This window comes from Halioglobus sp. D3-4 (assembly GCF_055809315.1).
In genome coordinates, this window is sequence record NZ_CM147907.1 from 864,066 (window position 1) to 888,901 (window position 24,836).

A 24,836-nucleotide genomic window follows, 5' to 3' on the forward strand; every position below is an offset into this window, starting at 1 on the left:
CCGCATTGTAACGAATGCCAGCGGCCCGTCCAGTGAGACGCTGCACAGCCTGTCGACTTGCCTTTTGTGACTGGTGCACAATGAAAAAGTTCCGGACTGTAAGGCATGCGCCCCAGAATGCGTTAGACTGATTTGAGAAAGATAATGACTGGAACGACCAGCAATACTGATACTCGAGGATGCAAGGTATGTCTATAGGAGATTTCAAAGAGCGTCTGTTGGGGGAGTTGGCAAACCGGATCGATCGCGATAGTGATACTGCTGATCGTCAGGCGCTACACAATCTGATATCGGCCTTTTTCAGACGCTTTTCGCCACAGGAACTGCAGGGTCGGAGTGTCGATAAGCTGTTCAGTTCTGTCACAGGCCTGCTCGATTTTATTCGTCAGTGGCCGGCGGATGCTCCCAGGGTGCAGATATTCACCCCGGACGATGACGGAGACGGAGACTGCTGGGACGAGCGCTACACAACACTGCTTGTACTGTGTGAAGGCATCCCGTTCTGTACAGCATCTGTGCGCGGCGAACTGAATCGGCGCAACCTCAGTATTCACACCGTAGCCAGTTCCAACCTGCCCATCAAGCGCAGTGCCAGTGGGGAACTGGTAGAAGTGCTGCCCGTTACGCAGGAGGACAGTGATTCCGCTGCGCTGGAGGCGTTGCTCTTTTTCGAGATCAGTCGGCAGTCACGCCCGGAAGAGCTTGCCGATCTACGCGATACGATCGTGGATATCCTAAATGAAGTCTCTGTTGTGGTGCGAGATTTTGAGCCGATGGGCAGGCGCTTGCGGGATGTTGCCCGGCAGATTGCGCACAGCGATTGTGTCGCTCAGGATATCCGCGATGAATCGATAGCGTTTCTGCACTGGCTGGGTGATCAACATATGATCTTGCTTGGCTACGAATATCTTGAAGTCGCACCGGGTATACCCTTCGGTCGGGTCACTGTTAAAACTGAGCGCAGTCTCGGCCTGTTGCGCCACTTGGCAACCCGAGGTGTGCAGGATCTCGAACTGGATCTGGCCCGACTGTCGCCGCAAGAGTTGCGTGACGAACAGTTAAGTTTTTCCAAATCGGGAAAGCGTTCGCGTGTGCACCGGGTTGCCTATCCGGACTACGTGGAAATCCGCGAGTTTGATGACAGCGGCACATTGGTCGGCCAGCATCGCTTTCTCGGTCTGCACACCTCCGGTGTATACACCATGGACCCTGAGCTCATTCCCATTGTGCGCCGCAAGGTGAAACACGTGATGGCTTTGTCCGACCTGCACTGGTCGGAACACGAGAGCAGGGAACTACGCCGGGTGCTCAACAGTTTTCCCAGGGACGAATTGTTTTTGTCCACCACTGAAGAACTTTGCGCTACTGTAAATGCAGTGAATGCGATACAGGAACGCAGGCAGACACGGCTTTTCGTGCGCCGCGATGTGCATGGGAAGTTTGTCAACTGTCTCGTTTACGTGCCGCGTGATCAATACAGTACCGAGCAGCGCGCCAGGATAGAGGCGATTCTGGTCAGTGTCTTCAATGTCGAGGAACTCCAGTTCAACGCATTCTTCTCCGAATCAATTCTTGTGCGGGTGCAATTTGTGCTGCGGGTGGATCCCAACACACCGATCGAGTTCGATACGGCACTGCTGGAAGGCGAAATCGTACAGGCCCTGATGGCGTGGCCGGACCGGCTCGCCAGTCAGCTGGTCAAGGCCTTCGGCGCAGAGCAGGGTGAGCCGCTGGTGCGAGATTTCGCAGACGGCTTTCCGCCGGGCTACAGAGACGATTTCGACCCACAGGTAGCGGTTTCCGATATTCGCCATTTTCTCAGCCTGCACAGCGGACAGTCACTGGCACTGGAATTTTATCGTCAGGGCGAAGGAGAAGACAGCCTGCGACTGCGTCTGTATCACTCCGACAGCAGTCTGCCGCTGTCGGATGTGTTGCCCATGTTAGAGAATCTCGGGCTGCGTGTGGTCACTGAGCGGCCCTATGCAGTTCACCATCGTGCAGGGCAGGTCTTCTGGGTCCAGGAGTTCAGCCTGATCTACTCCCTCTCTCACGACATCGATGTTGCCGAGGTCAAGGACGAGTTTGAGGATGCATTCGCGCGGATATGGCACGGTGAGGCAGAAAACGACTGCTTCAATAAGCTCCTGCTCGGCACACAGCTCGACTGGCGGGAGATCGCCCTGCTGCGCGCCTACGCCCGCTACCTCAGGCAGCTACAGTTTCCCTATAGCGTGGAGTATGTTGCCGAAACACTCGCCGCGCATCTGCATATTACCGGCACCATCGTCGAATTGTTTTTAACGCGCTTTTCGCCTGACTTCGAAGGTGATGAAGCCACTCGACAATCGCGAGAAGAGGAAATAGAACAGCGTATACTGCAGGCACTTGAGGAGGTGCCCAATCTCGGACAGGATCGTATCATCAGGCAGTTCGTGTTGGCGGTGAAGGCGACCCTGCGCACCAACTTCTTTCAGCTCGATGAGCACGGTGCAAGAAAACCCTATTTTTCCTTCAAGCTGCACCCATCCGATATCCCCGATGTGCCGCAGCCGGTGCCGCTGTATGAGATCTTTGTCTATTCGCCCCGGGTTGAGGGGGTGCATCTGCGCGGTGGCAAAGTGGCGCGCGGCGGGTTGCGCTGGTCGGATCGATTGGAGGATTTTCGCACCGAAGTGCTGGGACTGGTAAAAGCACAGCAGGTGAAAAATGCCGTTATCGTGCCGGTGGGCGCCAAAGGTGGATTCGTATGCCGGCAAATGCGCGCGGGCATGGCTCGCAACGAGGTGCAACAAGAGGGAATCGCCTGTTACGAATTGTTTATCCGCGGCTTGCTTGACATCACCGACAATCGCACGGAAGACAGTGTCAGCCGTCCGCCGCAGGTGGTGTGCAAGGACGATGAAGATCCCTATCTCGTAGTGGCAGCGGACAAGGGTACGGCATCGTTTTCGGATATCGCCAACGGTATTGCGGCAGAGTATCAGTTCTGGCTGGGCGATGCGTTTGCCTCCGGCGGCAGTGCCGGATACGACCACAAGAAAATGGGCATCACTGCGCGTGGGGCCTGGGTCTCTGTACAGCGTCACTTCAGCGAGATGGATATTGATATCCAGACTACCGACTTCACGGTGGTGGGCATTGGCGATATGGCGGGCGATGTGTTCGGCAATGGCATGCTGCTGTCAGAGCATATCTGTCTGGTCGCAGCCTTTAACCACCAGCACATCTTTCTGGACCCGAACCCGGATGCTGCCAGCAGTTTTGCCGAGCGCTCCCGGTTGTTCGGGTTACCGCGCTCCAGTTGGCTCGATTATCAGCCCGAACTGATCTCTGCTGGCGGGGGTGTATTTGAGCGCTCGGCCAAATCGATCCAGCTCTCTCCCGAAGTCCGCCAGCGCTTTGCTATCGAGGAGACCCGACTCACGCCCAATGAGTTGATCTCCTGCCTGTTGCGCGCTCCGGTCGATCTACTGTGGAACGGAGGTATCGGCACGTATGTCAAAGCCTCCGTTGAGTCGCATATGGCGGTGGGTGATAAATCCAATGATGCGCTGCGCGTCAACGGCGCAGACCTGCGCTGCCGCGTGGTCGGCGAGGGCGGCAACCTGGGGTTGACGCAGTTGGGGCGGGTCGAGTATTGCCTCGCCGGTGGTCGCTGTAACACTGACTTTATCGACAACGCCGGAGGTGTCGACTGCTCCGATCACGAGGTCAACATCAAAATCTTGCTGAACGCGGTCGTGGCGCGTGGTGAGCTGTCACCGCAGGATCGCAATACACTACTGGTAGAAATGACCGACAGTGTGTCTGAGTTGGTGCTCCAGAACAACTATCGCCAGGCACAGGCCATCAGTCTCGTGGAATATCAGGCCGAATCACGAGCGGCGGAGTATCAGCGCTTTATCAAAGACTTCTCAGATGCCGGTCGTCTGGACAGGGAGCTGGAGTTTATTCCCAGCGATGAGGAATTGCTGGAACGGCGGGCGCAGGGCAAGACACTGACGCGCCCGGAGCTCTCTGTACTGGTGTCCTACAGCAAGGCGGCCCTGAAGGAACAGTTGATTGAGTCAGAACTGCAGCACGATGCCTGTTTGACCGGTGCACTCCATCACGCGTTTCCACCCCGGTTGGCCGAGTTGTACCCGGATGAAGTGCAGGACCACAGGCTGCGAAAGGAGATTATTGCGACGCAGATCGCCAATGATATGGTCAATCGGATGGGGTTGAATTTTGTACTGCGGCAGCAGAAGGCGACGGGGACTTCGGTCGATGATGTGGCCTGCGCCTATGCCGCGGTTATGGAGATTTACCGTATACCCCAGTTGTGGGATCAGATCGAGGGTTTGGGCCACGCGGTCACCGCCGGTGCCCAGATGGATATGATGCTGGTGCTGGTAGGCCTGGTGAAACGCGCGACGCGCTGGCTACTGCGCAATCGTCGCCGACAACTGTCACCGACGACACTGATTGCGCAGTTCCGAGAAGGCGTGGAGCAGTTGTCCGAAGCATTTCCGACACTGCTGCGCGGCAGCACTGCTGAGCACTATGAAAACCTGCGCGAGCACTATGAGGAACAGGGCGTTGACCCGCAGTTGGCCTGCACGGTTGTCGGCACACACTACAGCTACAGGGCGCTGGGGATCGTCGAGGCGGCGCTGCAGGACGGCGCACAGCTGATGGAGGTTGCCAGGGTGTACTTCGCAATAGGTGAAGAACTGCAGTTGGACTGGTTTGCTGGTCAGATCCTGTTTGCCAAAATTGATACCGAGTGGCAGGCCATGGCCCGCGACAGCTATCTTGAGGATCTGGAATGGCAGCAGCGCACTCTGGCGATGGGCGCACTGTGCTATCTCGAGGAGGACGGCAATCTGCTGCACTGCCTGCAGCACTGGGAGGAGCAGGAAGAGCGTCTGCTCAGCCGCTGGCGCCAGATGCTCACCGAATTACAGGCGGCACCGGCACCGGATTTTGCGATGCTGGCGGTGGCGAACAGGGAGTTACTGGATCTTGCCCAAAGCACAGCGCGCGGTGCGGTGGCACATTAAACGATCGCCGGCCGCGCTTCGCCGCTCGATTTGGGACCCAACGAGAGGATGTCGGCGAGGTTGATCGTTATGTATGAGTTGAACACAGAAGTGGTAGCGTTCTTTGATCGTTTTGTAGATGCGTTTGCCACATTTGATGGAGAGGTGGTCTCGCAGTTGTTTTCCCACCCGTATCTGGCTGTCGATCAGAACGGCCAGCAGCGTGTTTTTACGGACGCCAATACCACAGCCGGCTATTTTCAGCAGCATCTGGATAACTACCGTTCCATTGGCAGCGAATCTTGCGATTATCAGGGACTCGAAGTGGTGCCAATGGGGACACAGTCAGCGCTTGCCTCAGTAACCTGGCACTTGAGGGGCGCAGATGGTCAAGCGTTGCGCCGGTGGCGAGAATCCTATTGCGTCGTGCGTAACCGCGATAGGCTCAGCGCCTGCAGTTCAATTGATCACGCCGAATAAATACGCTCAGTGAGAAGCGCCCTGGTGCCCCTGTTTAGCAGATTTTACCGCCATGGACATCAGGTAATCCGTCCAGGCGATGCCCAGCGCAGACAATATAAATACAATGTGGATTATAGTTTGCCACATCACACCGGCTTCGGTGTACCCCGATCCCTCCTCGCCCAGCGTGCCTATGGCGATGAACGTTTTCAGCAGATGGATAGAGCTGATGCCGATGATGGCCATGGCTAGCTTCACCTTCAGCACCGTCGCGTTGACGTGGTTCAGCCATTCAGGCAGGTCGGGGTGGTTCTGCAATCTCAAGCGGGATACAAAGGTCTCGTAACCGCCGACAATCACCATCACCAGCAGGTTCGAGATCATTACCACATCAATCAGGCCGAGTACCGCCAGCATAATGAGCTGTTCGCTCAGGCTGGTGGCGCCGCCAATCAGGTGGATCAACTCTTTAAGGAACAGCACAACGTAGACGCCCTGGGCAACGATCAGGCCCAGGTACAGTGGCAATTGCATCCAGCGAGAGCCAAAGATAAGCGCAGCGAGGGGTGTTAATTGTGGAGGTGTATCGTTGGCCATGGGTGATTCCTGGGTAATCCGGTTGCTGTGGTTGCGACGAGCGTGACAGGAGCAAGCGTACCGCTGGTATGCTTTCGCGTGTTGCGCTGGCGTCCGCTGTGCGGAGCATGGCGCATAGTAATGTAGTCAATAATCCGGGTCAAAGCAGAACTGTCTGTGTCGTCACTGTATCGCGTCGTTCGGCCAGTGGGGGCGATTTGCAGTCGAATATCAAGTTGAGCGGTAGTGTGCAGGTGGCGATACGACCTGCGGTCGTTTGGATGCTCGAATCGAGTTGTCCGGTGGCAGTGAGCCACCGGTATTGCGTGTGTTAAATGCCCGGGTGTCTGGTTTTCGCGTTCTGAACCCGGCGTTTTGGTGAGTTTTTAGAGAGCGCGCAGTTTGTGTACGCCGGATACGCCGGTGAGACCATCCCATTGGTCGCTGCGTCCCTCCCGCCAGCCGGATACCCAATGCTGTCGATGGGCCTCTTCTTCATGTGGGCAAAAATCGAGGCTGCGCCCCGCGATTCCGGCCTGATAACCCTTGTCAAATGCCCTGGTGTTCATATCGCGCTTCTGTCTTCTCATAGAGTATGCCTCCGTGGCAGACTAATGCCCCCGAGGCCGCGCGAAACAGACGCCTGCGACCCCTGACGGCATGTTAATTAACGATGTGGTGTGCATGTATAAGCTTTTCATCATGTAGCGAAGCAATACAGCGAAGGTGCCCTGAGGCACAACTACGATAGAACCAAAAGTCAGGCCATAAGTCGACTGTTTTTTCGATATGAAACGCGCAATTGATATAACTGCTGGTGAAGTGTGGTTATATCAACAGCATAGCGTCTCAGGGTCGGTCAAATAGCTCTACCCAGTGCGTCATCGGCCACACGCCTTTGCCTGTAAAGGTAACCGGCTGCCGAGATCATTGGACTGATATTCCTAGCTCCCCCGATAGATGGGAAAACTGCCCCCCTGATTCTCCAGTCCCTTAACTGGCGGTATGCCCACGCTTTCGCGTTAACACATAACGCACGAACTCTCCACCGCGAAAAATAAAGAGTGCAGTAAAGATTAGCACGCAGCCAAACCACTGCTGCAACGACATGCGTTCGCTGAGCAGCAGCGCGCCAAGGAGCGCAGTCCACACAGGCTCCGCCAGAAAGATCATGCTGGCATGACTGGGCATGAGGGTTTGCAGAGCCCGCGTTTGTAGCGCAAAACGCAGGCTGGTCGCCAATAGCGCACTGCACAGCAGCCAGCCCCAGGCAGTAGCGGAGATTGGAGTTACCCACCCCGCGGTGACAAATGTCGCCATTGAGGCGATCAAGCCGGCCATGCCAAGTTGGATGGTTGCCAATGCCATGGGGGGGATGTTATTCACATAGTAACTGGAGAGATTCAAGTGCAGGGAAAAGCCCAGCGTTGCCGCAAGAAACAGCGATTGATAAGGGCTGAAACGAAAGCCCTGATTGAGACTTAGGCAAGCCAGGCCTGCTATTGCAGGCATCAGCGCCATGAGGAGTTTCACGCTCAGTTTACTACCAAACAGTAGCCGTCCAATAATGGGCACGGTGACGACCGTCAGGCTTGATATAAATGCAGCCTCGCCAATAAAAGGCGTCTTCTGTAGTCCTGATACCCACAGGAGCAATGTGAAGCCAAAGACAATGCCCGTGAGCAGACTGCGCAGTAACTGATCCCGGTTCAACTGGTGAAATTGTTGATAGCAAAACAATAGCAGTACCAGCGATGCCAGCAGGAAGCGCATGGCAATAAATTGGAAGGGAGAAATTTCAGCCAATGCATTTTTGGAAAACACCCAGCCCATGGCTGCTAGAAGGGTAACCAGAAATAGCAGTAATTCCGCACGGCGGTTTGTCATAGTGGACAATACAACATAGAGATGTAGATAGGGGCTGGAGGACCGGTAGTGCCTGCTCCCGGAGTAAACTTCCACCTATCCGCTAAGAAGACACAATGTAACAAGGGTAGCACGCATTCTACTGAAATTGGCTTTTTAATAATGTAATGCCTCTATAGCGGATCTCATGCAGACCTCCGGAGAGTTGTTTGCAAAACACTGTTGACTGCTTAAGCCAAGCCTATACCATGCCTTCCTATAACTATAATTTGAGCATATTTTCATGAAGTCAGTGTCGCGTCTGGCGATGAGCAACCATTCATCTCGCCATTGCAGTGTCAAACAACTTGTATGCTTTTCAGTGCTAGGTACAGCTCTTACCAGCGCCGTCACGTTCGCGCAGCCTGGTGTGCTGGAAGTCGTCATCGTAACGGCCGAAAAGCGCGCGAGTACAGTGCAGGATACACCTATAGCAGTAACTGCATTTTCCGGTGCAGAGTTACAGCGGGCGCTAATCAGCAAGCCTATGGATTTGCAATTCAGCGTGCCCAATATGCTGATGAGCAAGGGTAATTTCTCTACCGCGGCTATTTCCATTCGGGGAATTGGCAACCTTGCTGTGGGTTCTGCCTCCGACAGTGGCACGGGTAATCACTTTAACGGTGTCTACCTGAATAACGGCAGAATCTTCGAGATGGAATTCTATGATGCCGAGCGGGTTGAGGTACTGCGCGGCCCACAGGGCACACTCTACGGCCGAAATACGACTGCGGGCGTGGTCAACTTTATTAGTAGAAAACCGGATGATGAATTTGGTGGCGATATCATCGTAGAAGCGGGCAACTACGCCTACGCAAAGGTAAAGGGAGCGGTAAATATTCCCATGACGGACAACATCGCACAGCGTTTTTCCATGTTCTACACAGAGCGCAACGGCTATGTCGATAACCGATATACCGGTGATGATATCGACGGTCGCGATATGTACTCCCTGCGTTCAGGAACACGCTGGTCGAATGACACGACTGATATCACGCTGACGGTGAACTATTTTAAAGAAGACTCCGATCGCATGCGCGGCAGTAATCAGGCTTGTGTGCGCGACCCGGATGGCATCATCGGCTGCCTGCCGACAGGGCTGTCAGATGATAAAACCAACAGTGCCGCCACAGCTTCTGGTTTTATGATCACCACGTTTGTTGAGCCATTAACAGGCCTGAACTTCCCCGCGGACGAATTTGTGAACTCACCCGGCTCCAGCGACCCGCGCGAACAGTGGATGGACTTCAAGCCCTCTTACAAAGTTGAAGATACTATTGTTGCGTTCGAAATTAGTCACAGCTTCAACGATTTGACGCTGACGTCATTAACCGGTTATCACAACTCTGATTACAAGGCACAGAATGATTACGACTTTACCGTTGCCTCGGAGCCCTGGCCTGTTGAAGTTACCATGCAACGCGGTGAGGCGGGGCCAATTACGGTCGACCGTATTTACAATGTTGATAGCTCCGAAACCAAGCCTGAACAGTGGAGTCAGGAGCTGCGTCTGGCCTCAGACTATGAAGGCGATTGGAATTTTATGCTGGGTGGCTTCTACCTGACCTACAAAAGTGATGATGTCTATACGATTTATTCGTCAGCGGTGGAACTCACGGGTGAGTTATTGGGTATCGATCCAGCGCAACGCCTGTACACCAATGAAGCCCGGCCCTATGAGTTGGACACCTATGCAGCGTTTGGCGAGTTGTACTGGCAAGCGCGTGCGGATTTGGCGTTTACCTTCGGCCTGCGCTATACACGGGAGGAGAAGAAGTCGCGTCAGCGCACTGTGTACCTCAATTTCCTGAGTGATCCGAGCGGCCCCAACAATGGCTACAGTGATTTTGATGGCGACTGGGATGAACCGACGGGCAAATTTAACATCACCTGGGACGCTGCAGACGATGTGATGGCCTATTTGACGCTTTCCAGAAGCTACAAGAGCGGCGGTTTCAATCCGATATCAGCAGAATCGCCATTGCTGGACCCGGCTTTTGGAGGAGACCCAAGCCTGGCTGAGTTCGATCCGGAATATATTAACGCTGTCGAACTGGGCCTCAAGAGTCGCCTGTTTTCCGATACTGTGCAAGCCAACATGACCTACTTTTACTATGACTATGAGGGACTGCAGATTGGTAAGATCACCAATCAGACGTCATTGAATGAAAACTATGATGCCACCATACAGGGGTTTGAAGGAGAGTTTATCTGGCTGCCGGATGATCGCTGGCGCCTCAGTGCTAATCTGGCGTGGCTGTACACTGACATGGGCGATGGCGAAAGTGTCGATCCGGCGAACATAAACCAGCTGGGCACGACTGAGAATATTGTGTCGTCACCTTTTTCCAATGTCTATACCGGCCCGGGCTGCCCATCCGGCACGTCCAACTGTGAGGGTCTACCTATGCAACTCAGTGGTAACGAGCTGCCTAATGCACCTGAATACTCTATCAATATAGGTGTGGGCTATACCTGGCCTCTGGCTAATGGGATGCACATCAGCGCCAATACCAATTATTACTGGCAGGATGAGTTTTACACGCGAATCTTCAATACCAACAACGACAAGGTCGATAGCTGGGAAGTCTGGAATGCAACAGTGACACTGTTCAGTGCAGATGGTAGCTGGTCCGCCGGACTGTGGGGCATGAATCTTTTGAATGATGATTATATTACCGGTCAGGCACTGGGCGACCAGAATGTCGGGTTGGCAACCAATCAATTTCTTCTTGAGCCTCGCACCTACGGCGCGAGCCTGAGCTACAACTTTTAGCGATTTATTATCGCATCAAATCCCACCATGCGAAATAAATGCTACTTGAAACGCGGTTCCTTAGGCGCTGGAACTTTGGCCCTTTTTCTATGTATCCGTCCCCATTGATTACAAACATCACAAAAACTTCATCTTCTGTCAACGATACTGCCAGAATTGATGCTTACTATCGCAGCCCATGCCTGAGGAGCTAAATCAAGATATCCGCTGTGGATAAATGCTGTTCGGGTCAAAAATCCTGGGTAATGAACGCTATGAACAGATTTTTCGTCTTCAGTTTTGTCAGTTGTCTAACGCTTATGAGCGGTTGTAGTGACAATAACAACAACTCATCGTCACTCGTATCTTCTGTAGATACCCCCGTTACTGATACTCCGGTTGTGGATCCCATACCTGACCCGGGCCCAACAAATGACGAAGCACAGCCGGTTGATATCACCATACTCCATACCAATGATCATCACTCCTATCTGGAAGGCCAGACCTATGATCTGAAAATTGATCATGACGCCAGTGTCGCGGAAGCTGACGATATACGCCTGAATCTGGGTGGTTTTTCTCGTATCGCCAGCGCGATATCAGAGTACAGGGACGAGAATACGCTGGTGTTAAACAGCGGTGAGCTCAACGGTACATTGTATTTCAGCTTGTACAAGGGGGAGGTTGACGTCAAAGTGTTTAACTATCTCGACCTGGACGCCTACCAGTTAGGCAACCATGAATTTGACGAGGGGGAAGCGCGCCTTGCCGAGTTGATTGAGATGGCGAATTTTCCGTTCATCAGTGGCAATGTGCACCCGACCGTGGCGAGCCCGCTGTATGGCTCCAGTATCGAGCCTTATGTGATCAAAGAAATTGATGGTGAAGAGATTGCCATTCTGGGCGTATTGAAGGTCGAAAAAACGCGCGAATCTTCACTGGTCACCGACGCGGTGGAATTCACTGATGAGATTCAATCGGTCAAGACACATGTTGCCGATCTCACTGCACAGGGCGTAAACAAAATCATATTGCTCAGCCATTTGGGCTACGATTTCGACCAGGTGCTGGCGGCGCAGACGACGGGTGTTGATGTGATCATTGGAGGCGACACCCACAATGCGTTGGACAGTAGCGGTGAATTGGCAGGATTGGGGGTTAACGTCACCGGTGAGTATCCAACGACCATAACCAATACCGACGGAGACCCTGTTTATATCGTGCAGGCCTGGGAGTACGCCAAGGGTCTGGGTCGTTTGAATGTCAGCTTCGACGCCGAGGGAGAGGTCACGGAAATTGACGGCCACCTGGAACTGTTGGTGGGTCAGCCCTATCAAGTAAAAAATGAATCAGGTAGCTGGATAGATGCCGATGAACAGAAAATTGCCGATATCAGAAACGCAATCTCCAATCTAAAAAGTATTCGGGAGATAGACGGTGACATAATGGTAAACAACATTATTCAGCCCTACAAAGAGTCGCTGGAAGAGTATCAGACGGTACAGCTTGGAACGGTAACGCAAACAATGCCCTTCACCCGCATACCAGGTGATTTCATTCTCGGTGAGCAACCCGGTGGGAGCTATGCCGCGCAAGTTGTAGCCGATGCCTTCTTGGCCTACCTGCCCAAGGCTGATGTCTCCATTCAGAATGCCGGTGGTGTGAGAGCCGAGATTACCAGTGGGCCATTCACTGTTGCCGATGCCTATACCATCCTGCCATTCTCCAATACTGTAGTGACGATCGATATGACAGGTGCGGAGATTATTAAGGTTTTAAATGAGGGGCTTAGCTACGCACAGGGGATTACCGGTTCGACAGGATCATTCCCCTATTCATCCCATTTACGCTATGACGTGTTCCTCGGAGCGGCTGAACAGCAGGGCATAGTGAATGTGGAAGTCAAAGACCGAGTGACCAATGAATGGAGCGATATCGATGTTAACGCTACCTACACGGTTGCCACCAACTCCTTCACTGCGCAGGGCAAGGATGGCTACCTGACGTTCGCCGATGTCCGCGAGGCAAATCCCGACGCGTTCGAAGAGTCCGACGTTGTGTACGTGGTGCCGCTGATAGAATACTTCCGCGATGAGTTGGAGAACAGCGTTCTTCCAGTGCTCGATACGGGAGAGTACTGCTTGAAATCCACCACTACGCTGTAAACGTTAGAGGGTGGTAGTCGAATTGAACCTGCCGATTTTACTGGAATCGGCAGGTGATCACGTATGAAGGTCACCGATTGCCCCCCGACACTGTTTTCTTTGCCGCATGGTTGTACGGCAGATTCGATCTGAGCTACATGGATATTGAAGGTATCCTTGCTGAGCGAGGACTTATAGTCAGTCGGGAAGCAGTCAGGCTTCGGTGTAAGAGGTTCGGCGCTTTATATGCTAGATACTTGAAGCGAAAGCATCGTGGATATGGCGATAAAGTCTACATCGATGAAGTCTTCGCAGTGATAAATGGCTAGCAGCATTATCTAATGGTCAGGCTAGAGCATTGCATACATCATCGTAAGAAATCGCAATGTGAGGGTCGGAAAGCGAAACCGTAGCGGCGATTGCGATCGCTTTCTTTATGTTGATACTGATGGGTATCTGGTGCTCTTCGGTCAACAGGTAGGCTAGGGACCTTATGTAATCGGCCTTGCTATCGGGCTCCTGCGACTGTCTGCCTGTGCGCAGACCTCCGGCCTTTGATTCTGAAAAACGTGAAGCTGAATGTTCCAGTGTTCTCAAGAGTGCCTGAACAGGTGGCGCAGAAGTCCATGCAGCGTGAAGCGCCGGCAGATCCTCGAGGGGCGCAGTTGAATTCTGGATGCGTGCCAGGCAATCGCTCAGGTCATCCTTGATCAAGTCGTACGCTGGACTCGGATGATCCATGGATTTCAAGGCGGTTGAAGGCTCTGGCCACAGTTGCGATTCTCCCAGTACGGTGTTTTTTACGTCACGCCACTTGGAAAAGCCGGGTTCTGACCAGTCACTTTCTCTTGTCTTCTGTAGCAGCTGCCATAGGCTAAACAACTCTTTTGGTGTGTTGTCCAATTCTATCGCGTACATTTGATTGAGTTGATCAGCTAGTTTTCCTGCCGTAGAGGCGATTTCATCCGCCAGGTATTTACTGTGCGCTACCATTTCCTGATAAGGGTTGGTGTCAACATTTGCCCGCAGCGCCGAACTGAGAAATACACGCCATTGAGGTTCTTCTGGTAGCTCGGCAAGCAGGAGAGGGTACAGCCCCTGCAATTCATCGCTGCTCATGAACAAATTGATGCGCTTGATAATGCTGCCCAGATGGTTAACGGTGCGTTTCAGGCTGGCGAGTTTGCGCTGTGGGCCAACAGAGTAGGGGTCGCTGGTTGGCGTGTTATCAGGCGTTGATTCCGGCGAACTTTGATCGTCGGCCGTACTTTGCATGTTGGAAAGCGCGCTATTGAGCCCTTGATGTAACGCGATAAGCCCGCCGTCCTTGCCCGTCGTGCCGCGCAAAAGCTCCTGATAATAGATTTGCGCTGCATGGGATAGAGTGTGCTTTGTGGAAGTCATATCGGCAAGTATAAACGCTAGAGCCCTCATGCGATGTTAAAAGAAATTATCATGCCCTGGTTCAGTGCCACAATTGCTTCGTTTTACTCACGGCATTCCTATGTTTACTAGTATAGGAGCTGCTCGGATCAAAGCCCGGATACTGAGAGGCCACTGGTGCCCAGAGCCTTTGACTAATCAGGCGCTCCGGCAGGCCATTCAGCTTTGTCAGGATATTTTACACGCTGGCGTTGCGCTCACGAGACCTTGCGCGTAACGTATTGATTTAACTGTGATGGAATGAATATTGCATCGGTTTTACCTAACACTGTTCTTCGAATAACTAAGAGGCTGGCATGAAATCATTTACTCGGTCCCTTCTAATTTTCGTTTTCTCAGGATGGGCTGGGATGGCAAATTCAATGCCGGTAACCGTCGGTTTCGACTTTGAAATTTTGGGTGGAGGAAGTTTCACCAACGTCACGATGCCCTCATTTGCCGTCGTACCGCAGGTAGGTCCCTATGAACTGGCCTTGTTTGACAATGTACTGATGGATTTCACATTACAAGGCTTGCTCTCTCCTGGAGAGACGTTCGACTTCGGGCTGGGCGGGGTCGAACAATTCAGGATTACCGGCATCAACAAAGCGTTGATGCTCGACCCGCTTGATCCATTCGCTTTTCCTGTCGCCTTAAGTTTCCAAAATTCCACGGTAAATACAACAGTTAGCGCAACGGCTCTGGTAGAGGAGGCAGACACTGTTCCAACACCTGCCACAATGTTGCTGATCGGCATTGCCTTAGCTGGGCTTGGGTGGTCGAGGCGCATGAACTATTATGGACGCCCTTTGAATGGCTAAAGTATTCCCGGTATAGAATTCAATTAGCACTAATTTCTGGAATCGTCTGATGGAAACCTCTACAGCCACCGATTCCCCGAGGTACCTTTTGTGCCGTCTGGTAGTACTTCCGATTCAATCCCAACGACAGAGATATAGAGGATCTGCTAGCTGAATAAGGCAGCATCGTCAGTTGCGAAGTGCCATCACTCCCCCTGTCACAAACATCGCCAGGTCGTCACATAAACTGTCGAGATCGTGAGAGCTGTATTTACCGTCAGACAGGGAATCCAGTCGCTCATTCTCGGTAAACAGGTAGATTGTCGCGCCTATCATGTATTGAAATGCATAGTGCGCCTGGCGGTCTTGCAATCCCGGCAGTATCTTTTTCAGCTGAGCAATCAATTCAAGCGCAAAGGGGTTAAAGAACTCCGAAGTGATATCTGTGCTTTGCCGGAGGGTCGCCTGCTGAGCGATGAGCCTGCAATAGCTCTTCCAGCCTTCATCGCCCTCGGTACTGCGCTGGTACATGGGACCGATGAATGCGTGGGCGATGGCCCGAACGCCATCCTCGGGCGTTAAGTTGGCAAAGGGAATCGCATCGAGGGCGGTTTTGCGATCTTCGTTTAGTACCGTTGCGCGCCTTGATACCACCGCCAAAAACAGCTTACGCTTTGATTCGAAGTGATAATTGACGCTGGCCAGGCGAACGTTTGCCGCATCCGTAATATCTCGCACTGACACCGCGTCAAAGCCATGTTCAGCAAACATTCTTTCGGCAACATCGAGTAGCTTATCGCGTGTTTTCTTCTTTGGTTGTTTCTTCGCTGTCACTGATCGCTTCCACAAAAACAATTTAGCCGACGTGAATGGGGGCGAGCGTTTCAATTCGCTTGACACCAGAATGGAACGAACGTACCATTTTTTAATAATGGAACGATCGTACCAAAACGTCTCGTGCATATCAACGGAACAGGGCTTGTAGTGAGGTTCAATAGCGACTGTTTCAAGGGCATTTAGAGAATGGGGAGAATAGCTTGAAAGTACACCAGTTTGTTACAGGACATGATAGCGATGGTAATGCCGTCTTTATCGCGGACTCAGAGGTGTCCCCGGTAGAGGTGTCGATGATACCCGGGTACAAAACCTATGAGCTCTGGTCGACCGAGGGTGAAAGGTCGGTGCCACATGAAGGCGAGTTGCCGGGCGTTCCGGGGTATTTTCCCGGCCGCAATGGCTCGGTATTCAGAATGATAGTGTTACCCCCAATGCTGGATGGCAATACAGACGTGGCTGTCTCTGAAGCTGCTTTGGATGAAATTGACCAGAAGCTGCCGGGGTTCGTTGAACACCTGGAGCTCGACAACCCCGGGATGCACACCACGGACTCTGTGGACTACGGCATTGTTATCAGTGGTGAAGTCTTTCTGGAACTGGACAATGGCGAGGAACGCCTGCTGACTGCGGGGGATTGTGTTGTCCAGAACGGGACGCGCCATGCCTGGAGAAATCGATCTGGCAAACCCGTCACCATGGCATTCGTTTTGTTGGGTGCTAGCAGAACAAGCGCATAGTGAGAGCACACTACCTGAGGCATGAACTGCATGTACCGTGAAATCGTTGGTTATCGGAACTTCCATCCTGATACAAATTTCAATTTCCAGCTGAATCGATGGCTGCCTTTCTTATCCGAAGAGGAAGTTAGGCAGGCAGCCTCTGAAATTTCTGACTTTGACGACTGGAAGCGAGTCATGTGGCAACGCGCTGAACTGGCCGAAGCGGAAAGCCGGTTTTCTGAAGCTGCCTTCCTGTACCGGGCAGCCGAGTTCTTTCTGCTGTCTGCTGACCCCGACAAAAGCATTGCCTACGACAAGTTTTTGGCACTGTACGAAAAAGTAGATTGGGAACTGGATTGTCGGCGTGAGGAAGTGCCCTACGAAAGCGCCTGGTTGCCAGCTTATGTTGTCGAGCCGGAGGGCGCATTCATAGATACCCTGGTAGTGCATGGCGGCTTCGATTCTTTTGCGCAGGAGCTGATACACCAGGTTGCTGCCTATGCTCGTCACGGCTTTCGGGTGATTCTATTTGAGGGACCGGGCCAAGGTTATCCCCTAAAAGCATTGGGCATGAAAATGACCCCTGACTGGCACAAGCCCGTGGGGGCAGTGCTGGATCACTTCAAGCTTGAGGAGTGTTCATTGCTTGGAATATCTCTAGGAGGGTGCCTGGCGACTCGCGCGGCGGCTAAGGAGCGCCGCGTAAAAAGAGTCATAGCGGATGATGTACTGGAAGAGTTTTTCGGTTGTCTCGCCAATCGATTGGGGCCGCCGAAAGCAAAAGTTCTGGAGCACCTGCTTAACTGGAGAGCACGAGGCCTGGTAAACCGTGCCTTGGCAAAAGCCGTCAAGGCTGAACCATTAACCAGTTGGGCAGTCGATCACGGCATGCATGTCAGTGGGGCAGGCGATCCCTACGAGTACTTCCGGTGGGCCAGAACGATGAACACGCGGGACATATCTGGCGAGCTTAAACAGGACTACCTCCTGCTGGGTGCACAGGACGATCACCTGGTACCACTGGCCCAGTTCTACAGCCAGGCCAGCACGCTGTGTAATGTACGGTCCTTCACCAGTCGACTGTTCACAAAAGCTGAAAATGCAAGCAACCACTGCCATGTCGGTAACCAGGGCTTGGCGCAGGGCATTATACTTGGGTGGTTAAGGAGTACGTTGGAAAAACAGGCTGTCTACTCGTGAAGCAGCGACAAAGGGATATCGAGGACTCAGTTCCTTCGCTTGCTTCAAGTCAGATAACTCCATCCCGCCGTACTTAGGGTATTGCCAATTTAGCTGCCCCTGTTTCCAGGATCAGTGGATGAATACTTACAAACGCTACCGATTCTCACCCGATATTATTTCCTATGCTGTTTGGGGGGGCGGGGACAGGTTACTTAAATCAGCATTGTGACTAGTTTGAAGGTGTCAAGGACGGCACCGAGGAATCCAGTATGGTAAGGATGCCAAGATTGGTGCTGCCTGCGTATCACACATCATGTGACCCAACGCGGCAACCGCCGAATGAAAACGTTTTTCTGCGAAGATGACTATCTGGCATATCCGGAGTTGATATCTGATGCCAAGGTAGAAGAAGCCGGCCCCGAAAAAGAGGAGTTAGGTAAACTGTCCTCGGAACTCCCTATTGTGATTACCCGGGACGACGGCGGCGGCGAGATCAGTGCCTGGATAAACTATCATGCCACTGTCATGAAGTCTTCATCTGGTAGCTTGTATATTGGTATTGCTGTGCAGCCAGCTCTTGGTTTGGCAGCCATGCAATAGTGTCTTTTTGCCCACTCAATTATGTCCAATCATAGGAGCTTTTGATGTACATTCCTGTTTTGTTATCTTCTAGTCGCCAGATTATGGCAGCGGCCTGTGCACTGTCTTTCATCACGGCCAGCTCAGTAGCCAGTGCCACAACGATCGACTTTGAGGGTTGGGCACAGCCCAACGGTGCCATTGCGCAGGTTGCCAACGGCACAGGGGGATTCGATTGGCTCGGTGTCTATGCCAGCAACCCTGAAATCGTAACTAACAAGCCGAATGGCCAAAAAACCGGGCTGCACAATGGTGTTGTCTCCGGCGACGAAATCGGCTTTTCCCAATACGGCTATTCCAAAATCAGCAACGACATTGATTTTACACTGAACAGTCTGTATCTGACCTCGGCCTACAAAAACAACCGCAGCCTGAGCATCACCGGCTTCAATGATGCTGCAGAACTGTTTAGCACCACCGTGAATCTGGGCATCGATCAACCTACACTGGTTAAGCTGGACTGGATCGGTATTGATGCGCTGGTTATGCAATGGGCCGACGGCAGTGCGGGTGAGGTCGTTGCTGGCTTCCCTACGGGTAACCAGTTCGCCTTCGATGACATCGTCTACAATGAACCTGTCGCGGCCGTCCCGGCACCCGGCACTGCCTGGCTGTTTGGCTCGGCACTGCTGGGACTAATCGGAGCAAAGCGACGAAGCAAAAAATGAAAACGGCCGCTGCCTGCGCGCTGGCAATAATTTTGTCTTGCCGGCGCTATCCAGCAGACTCGAATACTCACTACGGTATCGCCAAGTTAACTCGCCGAAATGAGACAATCTGGCGATGAATACATATAAACGCTATCGATTCCCGCCAGATATCATCTCCTATGCTGTCTGGCTCTACTTCAGATTCAATCTCAGCCATCGAGATATCGAAGATCTCCTAGCTGAACGAGGCATCGTCGTCACTCGGAAATCAATCCGCCTCTGGTACCCAAAGAACTCGCTGCGCTCGCGGGGCAGGCTCTGTATCAAGTTCGGAGCTCTATACGCCAGAAGATTGAAACGAAATCACCGAGGCTATGGCGACACATTCTATATCGATGAAGTCTTCGCCGGTGTGCCGGACCATTCAGATCAACGGCAAGCAGTATTATCTGTGGCGGGCTGTGGATCAGGAGAGCCTGCCCCACGAAGTGCTTTGGGTATGGCGAAGTCGTTGATGTGTATCTTCAGGCTAGGCGAGATGGAACTTCTGCGAAGCGATTCTTTAAGCAAATACTGCGATCACATGGAGCCGAGCCTAGGAAGATTGTGACCGATAAACTTTGCAGCTATGCCGTCGCTCATCGTGAGTTGATCCCCGAGACCATCCACAGCAGAGGTGGCCCCAAAAATCTGAACAGCGCTATAAGTGGATTCTCTGCCTTACCTAGGGCATCGTATTGCTCATACTTAGGAGAATCAACATGGCCAGAAGACCACGCCGAAACCACAAACCACAGTTCAAAGCCAAGGTGGCCCTGGAGGCCATCAAAGGCGAACAGACAGCAGCGGAGCTTGCTGAACGCTTCGATGTGCATCCCAACCAAATCACCCAGTGGAAGACACAGCTATTGGAGCGCTCTGCCGATGTGTTTGGCGGCGATGAACCCAAAGAGCCACCCGTCGATGTCAAAGTCCTTTACGCCAAGATCGGGGAGCTAACCTTGGAAAACGATTTTTTAGAAGGCGCGCTCAACAAGGCGGGATTGCTGAGCGAAAGAAAATGATCGACCGCGACCACAAGCTGCCCGCCAGTCGACAGGCCAAGTTGTTGGATTTTAGTCGAGGCACGGTGTATTACTGTCCAAAGCCGATCAATCCGCGCGATCAGATGCTGATGAACCGCATTGACCGTCTGCATTTGGAACTGCCGTTCGCCGGCGCCCGAATGCTTCGTGACCTATTGCGTCAGGAAGGCCATGGGGTGGGCCGCTCCAAACTCAGTCGATTGATGCGGTTGATGGGCATCGAGGCGCTGTACCGCAAGCCCAAAACGACCAAGCGGCACCCGCAGCACAAGGTCTATCCTTACCTGCTGCGGAATCTAGCTATCACCCGGCCCAATCAGATCTGGGCGATGGATATCACCTACATCCCGATGGCAAGAGGCTTTGTATATCTCGCCGCAGTCGTGGACTGGTGTTCTCGGCGCGTGCTGTCCTGGAAGGTCTCCACGACCATGGATACGCACTTCTGCCTGGAGGCCGTTGAGGAGGCCATGGAGAAGTTCGGCAAGCCGGATATTTTCAACACAGACCAGGGCAGACAGTTCACCAGCCTGGCATTCACAAGCCTGCTCAAGGACAACGGCATCCGGATCAGCATGGATGGCAAGGGCGCCTGGCGGGACAACGTGTTCGTGGAACGACTGTGGCGATCCGTGAAGTACGAGGAGGTTTATCTTCATGCTTACGATACGGTCTCGGCTGCCAAAGCAGGGCTGGATTGCTACTTCCGGTTCTACAACAACCGCCGGCCCCATAGTAGCCTTGACCGGCAGACACCGGATCAGTTTTACTTTGAATCGCTGCCACTACCAATGGCAGCTTAAACCCAGTGCAGGAATCCACTTATAGAATCGGGTTTGCTGTTCATAGAACTGGGGCCACCTCTATCGTTCTCCATGACGCTCTGGGGCTTCTGAGACTCTTAAGCGCTGAAGCTTCACTTTTCGAACATAAAATTAAAAATGAGAACAAACATTCCCCCAAAAGCCGATTCGACAATGGTATAGTAGCTATTGAGCGCATCCGGAGCTAAAGTGTTCTCCAAGTACAAATAAGCGCCTAGCGGTAGACTTAAAAGGAATGTTCCGACAACAATTGTAGAAATCGCCACCAGAAAGTATCCGATCTTCTCAGTTCCAGAAATAATTCCCCGGTTGTTGATAAACCAGGCAACAATAGTTAGCGAATAGGCTGCTGTAGTGGGCAAAACGATTTCTCCCGCCGCAACAATTTTGTCTGCATTAGGCTGTAAGACAAGAAATAAATAGGCAGTCATTGCTATATGTACAGCAACTATCACCAACCCAAGAATACTCGCAAATAGCTGCTTATTCATCATTACTCGCGTCCTTACAGTGCTGCATTATAAGCGAGACAATATTTGGAAACTTCCGCAGCACTACCTCTGCTACTCAATGAAAGCATCTCTTGCTCCTCCATTAGATTACAAACGCGAACATACTCTTCGATCAAAGGGCGGCCTGTTTCAGAACTAACGAGAAACTGCGCCCCATCATCGCTCAGGCGCCGATCTGCATTAGGTAAACCGCTATTAAACTCGAAGTAATGCTGCCCACACACAGTTGTTTGCAGCAGAATTCCATATAGATTCTTAGGAAAATGCGTGAAAACAGCATTCAAAAGATTTTTATCCATTACACCAAGAATGGTCTTCGAAAGCGTAACGCACTTCTCAAACTCACGGATCTGGAGTAACTTAATAAGACTGATGTTCGCCTGCTCAAAACTACTTAGTAATCGTTCTTGGTATAGTTGCATAAGCTGACCGTGCACATAATCTGTCAAGTCTTCGCTGCTGAAGACTTCCCGCCCCGTATAAGAGATAACTCCATTCATGAACTCAGCATAGAATAGCGATACTTCTGGCTCACTAGAGGCAGCATTGTATGTTTTAAGATAATTTAGTATCTCTGAAAGTTCGTTAGACCCACCGGTTCTAAAGAAATTTCTATTCACTTTAAAGAATGTATGAGTTCTATTCCAAACCTTAGGAGATAGCCTAGATGAAGTTTCGCCTTTGTAGTCCATCATTAGTCGAAATGATCGCAACACTGGTCGTACGTTATCACTATCAATAAATCCCCTATCACTACCTAAATCGAGTGGGTAGCTATCTAGGAATGCAGCGTTAAAATCATCTCTGGTCGTAATGTCGATTTCTATCTGGGTGAATGATGGAAAGCTATCTCCGTCATACAACTTTGCTGGTACAAATCGAATTGTTCTATCTGAGCTATCTTGTATCCGTCCGTAAATTATAAAGCTCTTTACGTCTTCTGGTATGCGAACAGTATCTAACGTTATTTCTACTGTACGAGAAGAACGGCGTCCGCCTATACTAAAGTTCTGATTCCTAAGAAGATACGAGGGAGGGGCTGTTAATCTAGCGCCCCAAGCCACATAAAGTTGAATTTCAATATTCGCTGGGGAGGGCACTTCATGAAGACTCACTCTAATTCTAGCTGGTATGTCAGCGAAGGAGTAAACAGGAAAAAGAGCAATAGACAAAACCATTGCAAGCCTTATCAATGCTAAAAACTTGAAGTCAACTAGGTTCCTCCTATTGGAACTAATGCTGTAGGCATGCATCGGAAAAAATACTCCGCGTTACTATAAAGGAGAATACATTCTACTCAATGACCGTTTGAGAATTATCAGTTAATTCGCAAAGACTAGTCTACTATACGGATTTTGCAATTGCTTAAGATCAGTACTACTGGCAACTAGCCTCAATCGAATTATGAAACTCGTCCTCCCGCTTCAACTGAATGCGTCTATGTATCGAATCAGCAATTCCACCTAAGTAGGCCACGACAAGGGTGTTTCACAGATCGCAATCAATCCATTTTCTGGTATTAAAGACTGATGGCGACCTTTCAGTTCAGACTTATAAAAGGTGCCAGTGCCATAAATACATCTCTACTGGTCATGCAAAGCGTCAAATAATTCGCTCGATCCTTCGCTATGTAGTTAAATGAACTTAGCTACTCTATAATACCGAAGTAGAAGACGGAGGAGTAGTCGCGTTTCTAAGTTAGCTCAAAAGCTTGGGCAATACCTTCGCGTACGGTACTGTCATCCACTATATCCGCCCCCGCGCGCCCGTTGGAAGAGACTCCATTCTCTGCAACCATTATTCCCCGAACAACTCCGAAGAGTATCTGTTTATCAGTCAGCTCAATCTCTGTGTCGAAATCATCTAAACGACCATCAGAATGAGCAACGACAATAGCTGCGTACTGTGTGGGATAATTATTGTCCTCTGCTGGCGCCCACCGTGCTGCCAGTTCTAGCACAGTGTCGATGTCGTGATTCCTTGAATAATTCATGAGGATACGAGCCATCGCACGCACCCCCCACTTCATTTCGATAAATTGGAAGAACTCGGGATCCAGTTGCATGTCCGGTGTTCGGAGCCCCTTCCAGTTATCCCCTGTCAATCTCAGGTTTCCGGGGTTATTGTTTCGAAGCCCACGAGGATCAGCAGATGAGACTTGAGTGTTGGGGAATGCAAGGAAATTACCTGGATTGTTGCTATCCAGTTCCGGAACATCCGGCAGTTGAGCGTGGCTCTCTAGCCTGTCGCCCGGCTGCAGCGCATAAACATTGCAATTTTCAGGGTCCGCACGAAGAAAACTAAAAAAGTCCAAGGGGTTTCTGGTCGAATCGAAGCTTCTGAACGCGGGGGCATCTGCTAAACGAACTTCAAAATGCAAATGAGGGAGGGCCGCTGACTCAGATATGGGGCGGCCTTCCTCTATTGCCGCACCACGCTCTGTACCGGTTGACCCTAAAGTGCCTATCCTTTCTCCCTGCCTCACGTGCTGGCCTGGATTTACCTCCACAGAGTCGAGGTGAGCGTAGCGGGTAACCAAACCGTTCCCATGGTTCAAATCTATCATCTGGCCATAGTTACCGACTTGTCTCCTAAAAGTAGGACCTTTCCGGAAGCGGTTACCGCGCTCGACTATGCCGTCTGCGACCGCATGTACCGGTGGGTTACCAGAACCTAGATGAAACACATCTATGCCGTGATGGTCTCTAAGTCCGCCGCTGCGTACTCCTCTACCATAGAGGTGGTTCCGACGCCCGGTTACGCCTGTAACAGGGAATAAAAACACTCCGTTGTCAGGAGCCGCCATATTTGCGACAGGATCGAACCACGGACCATGATGACGATTCCATACGGCCTTTTCAAATTGCACACCACTTTCCGGATATTCTGGGTCCGGAAGTCCCTTCTTATTCCTGCCATAGTGTATCAGCTCGTGCAGCGCCACCGCGAGGATAGTGCGTTGCGCTAGGTCCAACTGGTAGTCCTGCTGAAATCGATGTGCGATATCGATACCCAGAGCAATTCTATTTGGGAGCGCAGGATCAAAGCGACCGATCGCATATTGCCCTGAAGTATTGATTCGTAAATCTTTGATGTCAATCCATGGATGTGACCTATCACTCGTGAGCACCGTCTTCGCCTCGCTTGAACTTAGCCCACTGAACGTGCAAAAAACCTCAAGGGAAGCGTCATCATCATAAAAATCGCTCAAAGCAACCGGAACGAAATCGACTAGCTGTTCAAAGCTGTTATCGTTTCTTACGGAAGCAGGAAATTTAGCCATACCGATTTTCTGAC

Annotated in this window: 18 protein-coding genes and 2 pseudogenes; 12 read left to right on the plus strand and 8 right to left on the minus strand. The window is 51.8% G+C overall.

Going from position 1 to position 24,836, the window contains the following annotated elements:
• Positions 1-188 precede the first annotated feature (188 nt).
• Entirely contained in the window at positions 189-5,048 is a 4,860-nt protein-coding gene (locus tag AC0L6S_RS03650) for an NAD-glutamate dehydrogenase (RefSeq protein WP_473427065.1), read from the plus strand.
• Between the two features lie 69 nt (positions 5,049-5,117).
• Positions 5,118-5,507 (plus strand): hypothetical protein, encoded by a 390-nt coding sequence (locus tag AC0L6S_RS03655; RefSeq protein WP_473427066.1) that lies wholly within the window; start codon positions 5,118-5,120, stop codon positions 5,505-5,507.
• 6 nt (positions 5,508-5,513) lie between these two features.
• Here the strand turns inward: AC0L6S_RS03655 and AC0L6S_RS03660 are convergent, their stop codons facing one another.
• The 3 genes from AC0L6S_RS03660 to AC0L6S_RS03670 form a co-directional block, all read right to left on the minus strand.
• Positions 5,514-6,086: a TIGR00645 family protein gene (locus tag AC0L6S_RS03660; RefSeq protein WP_473427067.1), complete on the minus strand. Its 573-nt coding sequence runs from the start codon at positions 6,084-6,086 to the stop codon at positions 5,514-5,516.
• Positions 6,087-6,451: 365 nt separating this feature from the next.
• Positions 6,452-6,655 carry a ribosome modulation factor gene (gene rmf, locus AC0L6S_RS03665; protein WP_473427068.1) on the minus strand — a complete coding sequence of 68 codons (204 nt, stop codon included), beginning with the start codon at positions 6,653-6,655 and terminating at the stop codon, positions 6,452-6,454.
• A gap of 403 nt (positions 6,656-7,058) precedes the next feature.
• Positions 7,059-7,952, minus strand: a complete 894-nt coding sequence (locus AC0L6S_RS03670; RefSeq protein WP_473427069.1) for a DMT family transporter — start codon at positions 7,950-7,952, stop codon at positions 7,059-7,061.
• 262 nt (positions 7,953-8,214) lie between these two features.
• Here AC0L6S_RS03670 and AC0L6S_RS03675 point away from each other — a divergent pair, with 262 nt between their 5' ends.
• The 3 genes and pseudogenes from AC0L6S_RS03675 to AC0L6S_RS03685 all read left to right on the plus strand — a co-directional run.
• Positions 8,215-10,746 (plus strand): TonB-dependent receptor, encoded by a 2,532-nt coding sequence (locus tag AC0L6S_RS03675; RefSeq protein ID WP_473427070.1) that lies wholly within the window; start codon positions 8,215-8,217, stop codon positions 10,744-10,746.
• Between the two features lie 254 nt (positions 10,747-11,000).
• Positions 11,001-12,890: a bifunctional metallophosphatase/5'-nucleotidase gene (locus AC0L6S_RS03680; protein ID WP_473427071.1), complete on the plus strand. Its 1,890-nt coding sequence runs from the start codon at positions 11,001-11,003 to the stop codon at positions 12,888-12,890.
• Positions 12,891-12,943: 53 nt separating this feature from the next.
• A pseudogene (locus AC0L6S_RS03685) lies at positions 12,944-13,195 on the plus strand (IS6 family transposase); the annotation flags it as partial.
• A gap of 19 nt (positions 13,196-13,214) precedes the next feature.
• Here AC0L6S_RS03685 and AC0L6S_RS03690 read toward each other — a convergent pair.
• Positions 13,215-14,273: a hypothetical protein gene (locus tag AC0L6S_RS03690; RefSeq protein WP_473427072.1), complete on the minus strand. Its 1,059-nt coding sequence runs from the start codon at positions 14,271-14,273 to the stop codon at positions 13,215-13,217.
• Positions 14,274-14,662: 389 nt separating this feature from the next.
• On the opposite strand from AC0L6S_RS03690, the gene AC0L6S_RS03695 reads away from it, so the two are divergent.
• Entirely contained in the window at positions 14,663-15,112 is a 450-nt protein-coding gene (locus tag AC0L6S_RS03695) for a PEP-CTERM sorting domain-containing protein (protein WP_473427073.1), read from the plus strand.
• Positions 15,113-15,280: 168 nt separating this feature from the next.
• Here AC0L6S_RS03695 and AC0L6S_RS03700 read toward each other — a convergent pair whose 3' ends face one another.
• Complete coding sequence (locus AC0L6S_RS03700; RefSeq protein WP_473427074.1) at positions 15,281-15,925, minus strand: TetR/AcrR family transcriptional regulator; 645 nt, start codon at positions 15,923-15,925, stop codon at positions 15,281-15,283.
• A gap of 203 nt (positions 15,926-16,128) precedes the next feature.
• Here AC0L6S_RS03700 and AC0L6S_RS03705 point away from each other — a divergent pair, with 203 nt between their 5' ends.
• The 6 genes and pseudogenes from AC0L6S_RS03705 (at position 16,129) to AC0L6S_RS03730 (ending at position 21,006) form a co-directional block, all read left to right on the plus strand.
• Entirely contained in the window at positions 16,129-16,665 is a 537-nt protein-coding gene (locus AC0L6S_RS03705; RefSeq protein WP_473427075.1) for a cupin domain-containing protein, read from the plus strand.
• 177 nt (positions 16,666-16,842) lie between these two features.
• Positions 16,843-17,847 carry an alpha/beta fold hydrolase gene (locus AC0L6S_RS03710; protein WP_473427076.1) on the plus strand — a complete coding sequence of 335 codons (1,005 nt, stop codon included), beginning with the start codon at positions 16,843-16,845 and terminating at the stop codon, positions 17,845-17,847.
• A gap of 321 nt (positions 17,848-18,168) precedes the next feature.
• A complete protein-coding gene (locus AC0L6S_RS03715) occupies positions 18,169-18,429 on the plus strand; it encodes a hypothetical protein (protein WP_473427077.1) in 261 nt (86 codons plus the stop codon).
• A gap of 44 nt (positions 18,430-18,473) precedes the next feature.
• Positions 18,474-19,136, plus strand: a complete 663-nt coding sequence (locus tag AC0L6S_RS03720) for a PEP-CTERM sorting domain-containing protein (RefSeq protein ID WP_473427078.1) — start codon at positions 18,474-18,476, stop codon at positions 19,134-19,136.
• A gap of 115 nt (positions 19,137-19,251) precedes the next feature.
• Positions 19,252-19,787, plus strand: a pseudogene (locus AC0L6S_RS03725) (IS6 family transposase); the annotation flags it as partial.
• A 92-nt stretch (positions 19,788-19,879) separates the two neighbouring features.
• Positions 19,880-21,006, plus strand: a protein-coding gene (locus AC0L6S_RS03730) for an IS3 family transposase (RefSeq protein WP_473427079.1) whose coding sequence is annotated in 2 segments (ribosomal slippage) — positions 19,880-20,129 and positions 20,129-21,006 — 1,128 coding nt in all. Because the reading frame shifts where the segments join, the coding sequence is not laid out codon by codon here.
• A gap of 113 nt (positions 21,007-21,119) precedes the next feature.
• Here the strand turns inward: AC0L6S_RS03730 and AC0L6S_RS03735 are convergent.
• The 3 genes from AC0L6S_RS03735 to AC0L6S_RS03745 form a co-directional block, all read right to left on the minus strand.
• On the minus strand, positions 21,120-21,521 hold the full coding sequence (locus tag AC0L6S_RS03735; RefSeq protein WP_473427080.1) for a hypothetical protein: 402 nt from the start codon (positions 21,519-21,521) through the stop codon (positions 21,120-21,122).
• Positions 21,522-21,532: 11 nt separating this feature from the next.
• Positions 21,533-22,792, minus strand: a complete 1,260-nt coding sequence (locus AC0L6S_RS03740; protein WP_473427081.1) for a hypothetical protein — start codon at positions 22,790-22,792, stop codon at positions 21,533-21,535.
• 440 nt (positions 22,793-23,232) lie between these two features.
• On the minus strand, positions 23,233-24,822 hold the full coding sequence (locus tag AC0L6S_RS03745) for a peptidoglycan DD-metalloendopeptidase family protein (RefSeq protein WP_473427082.1): 1,590 nt from the start codon (positions 24,820-24,822) through the stop codon (positions 23,233-23,235).
• Between the last annotated feature and the right edge of the window lie 14 nt (positions 24,823-24,836).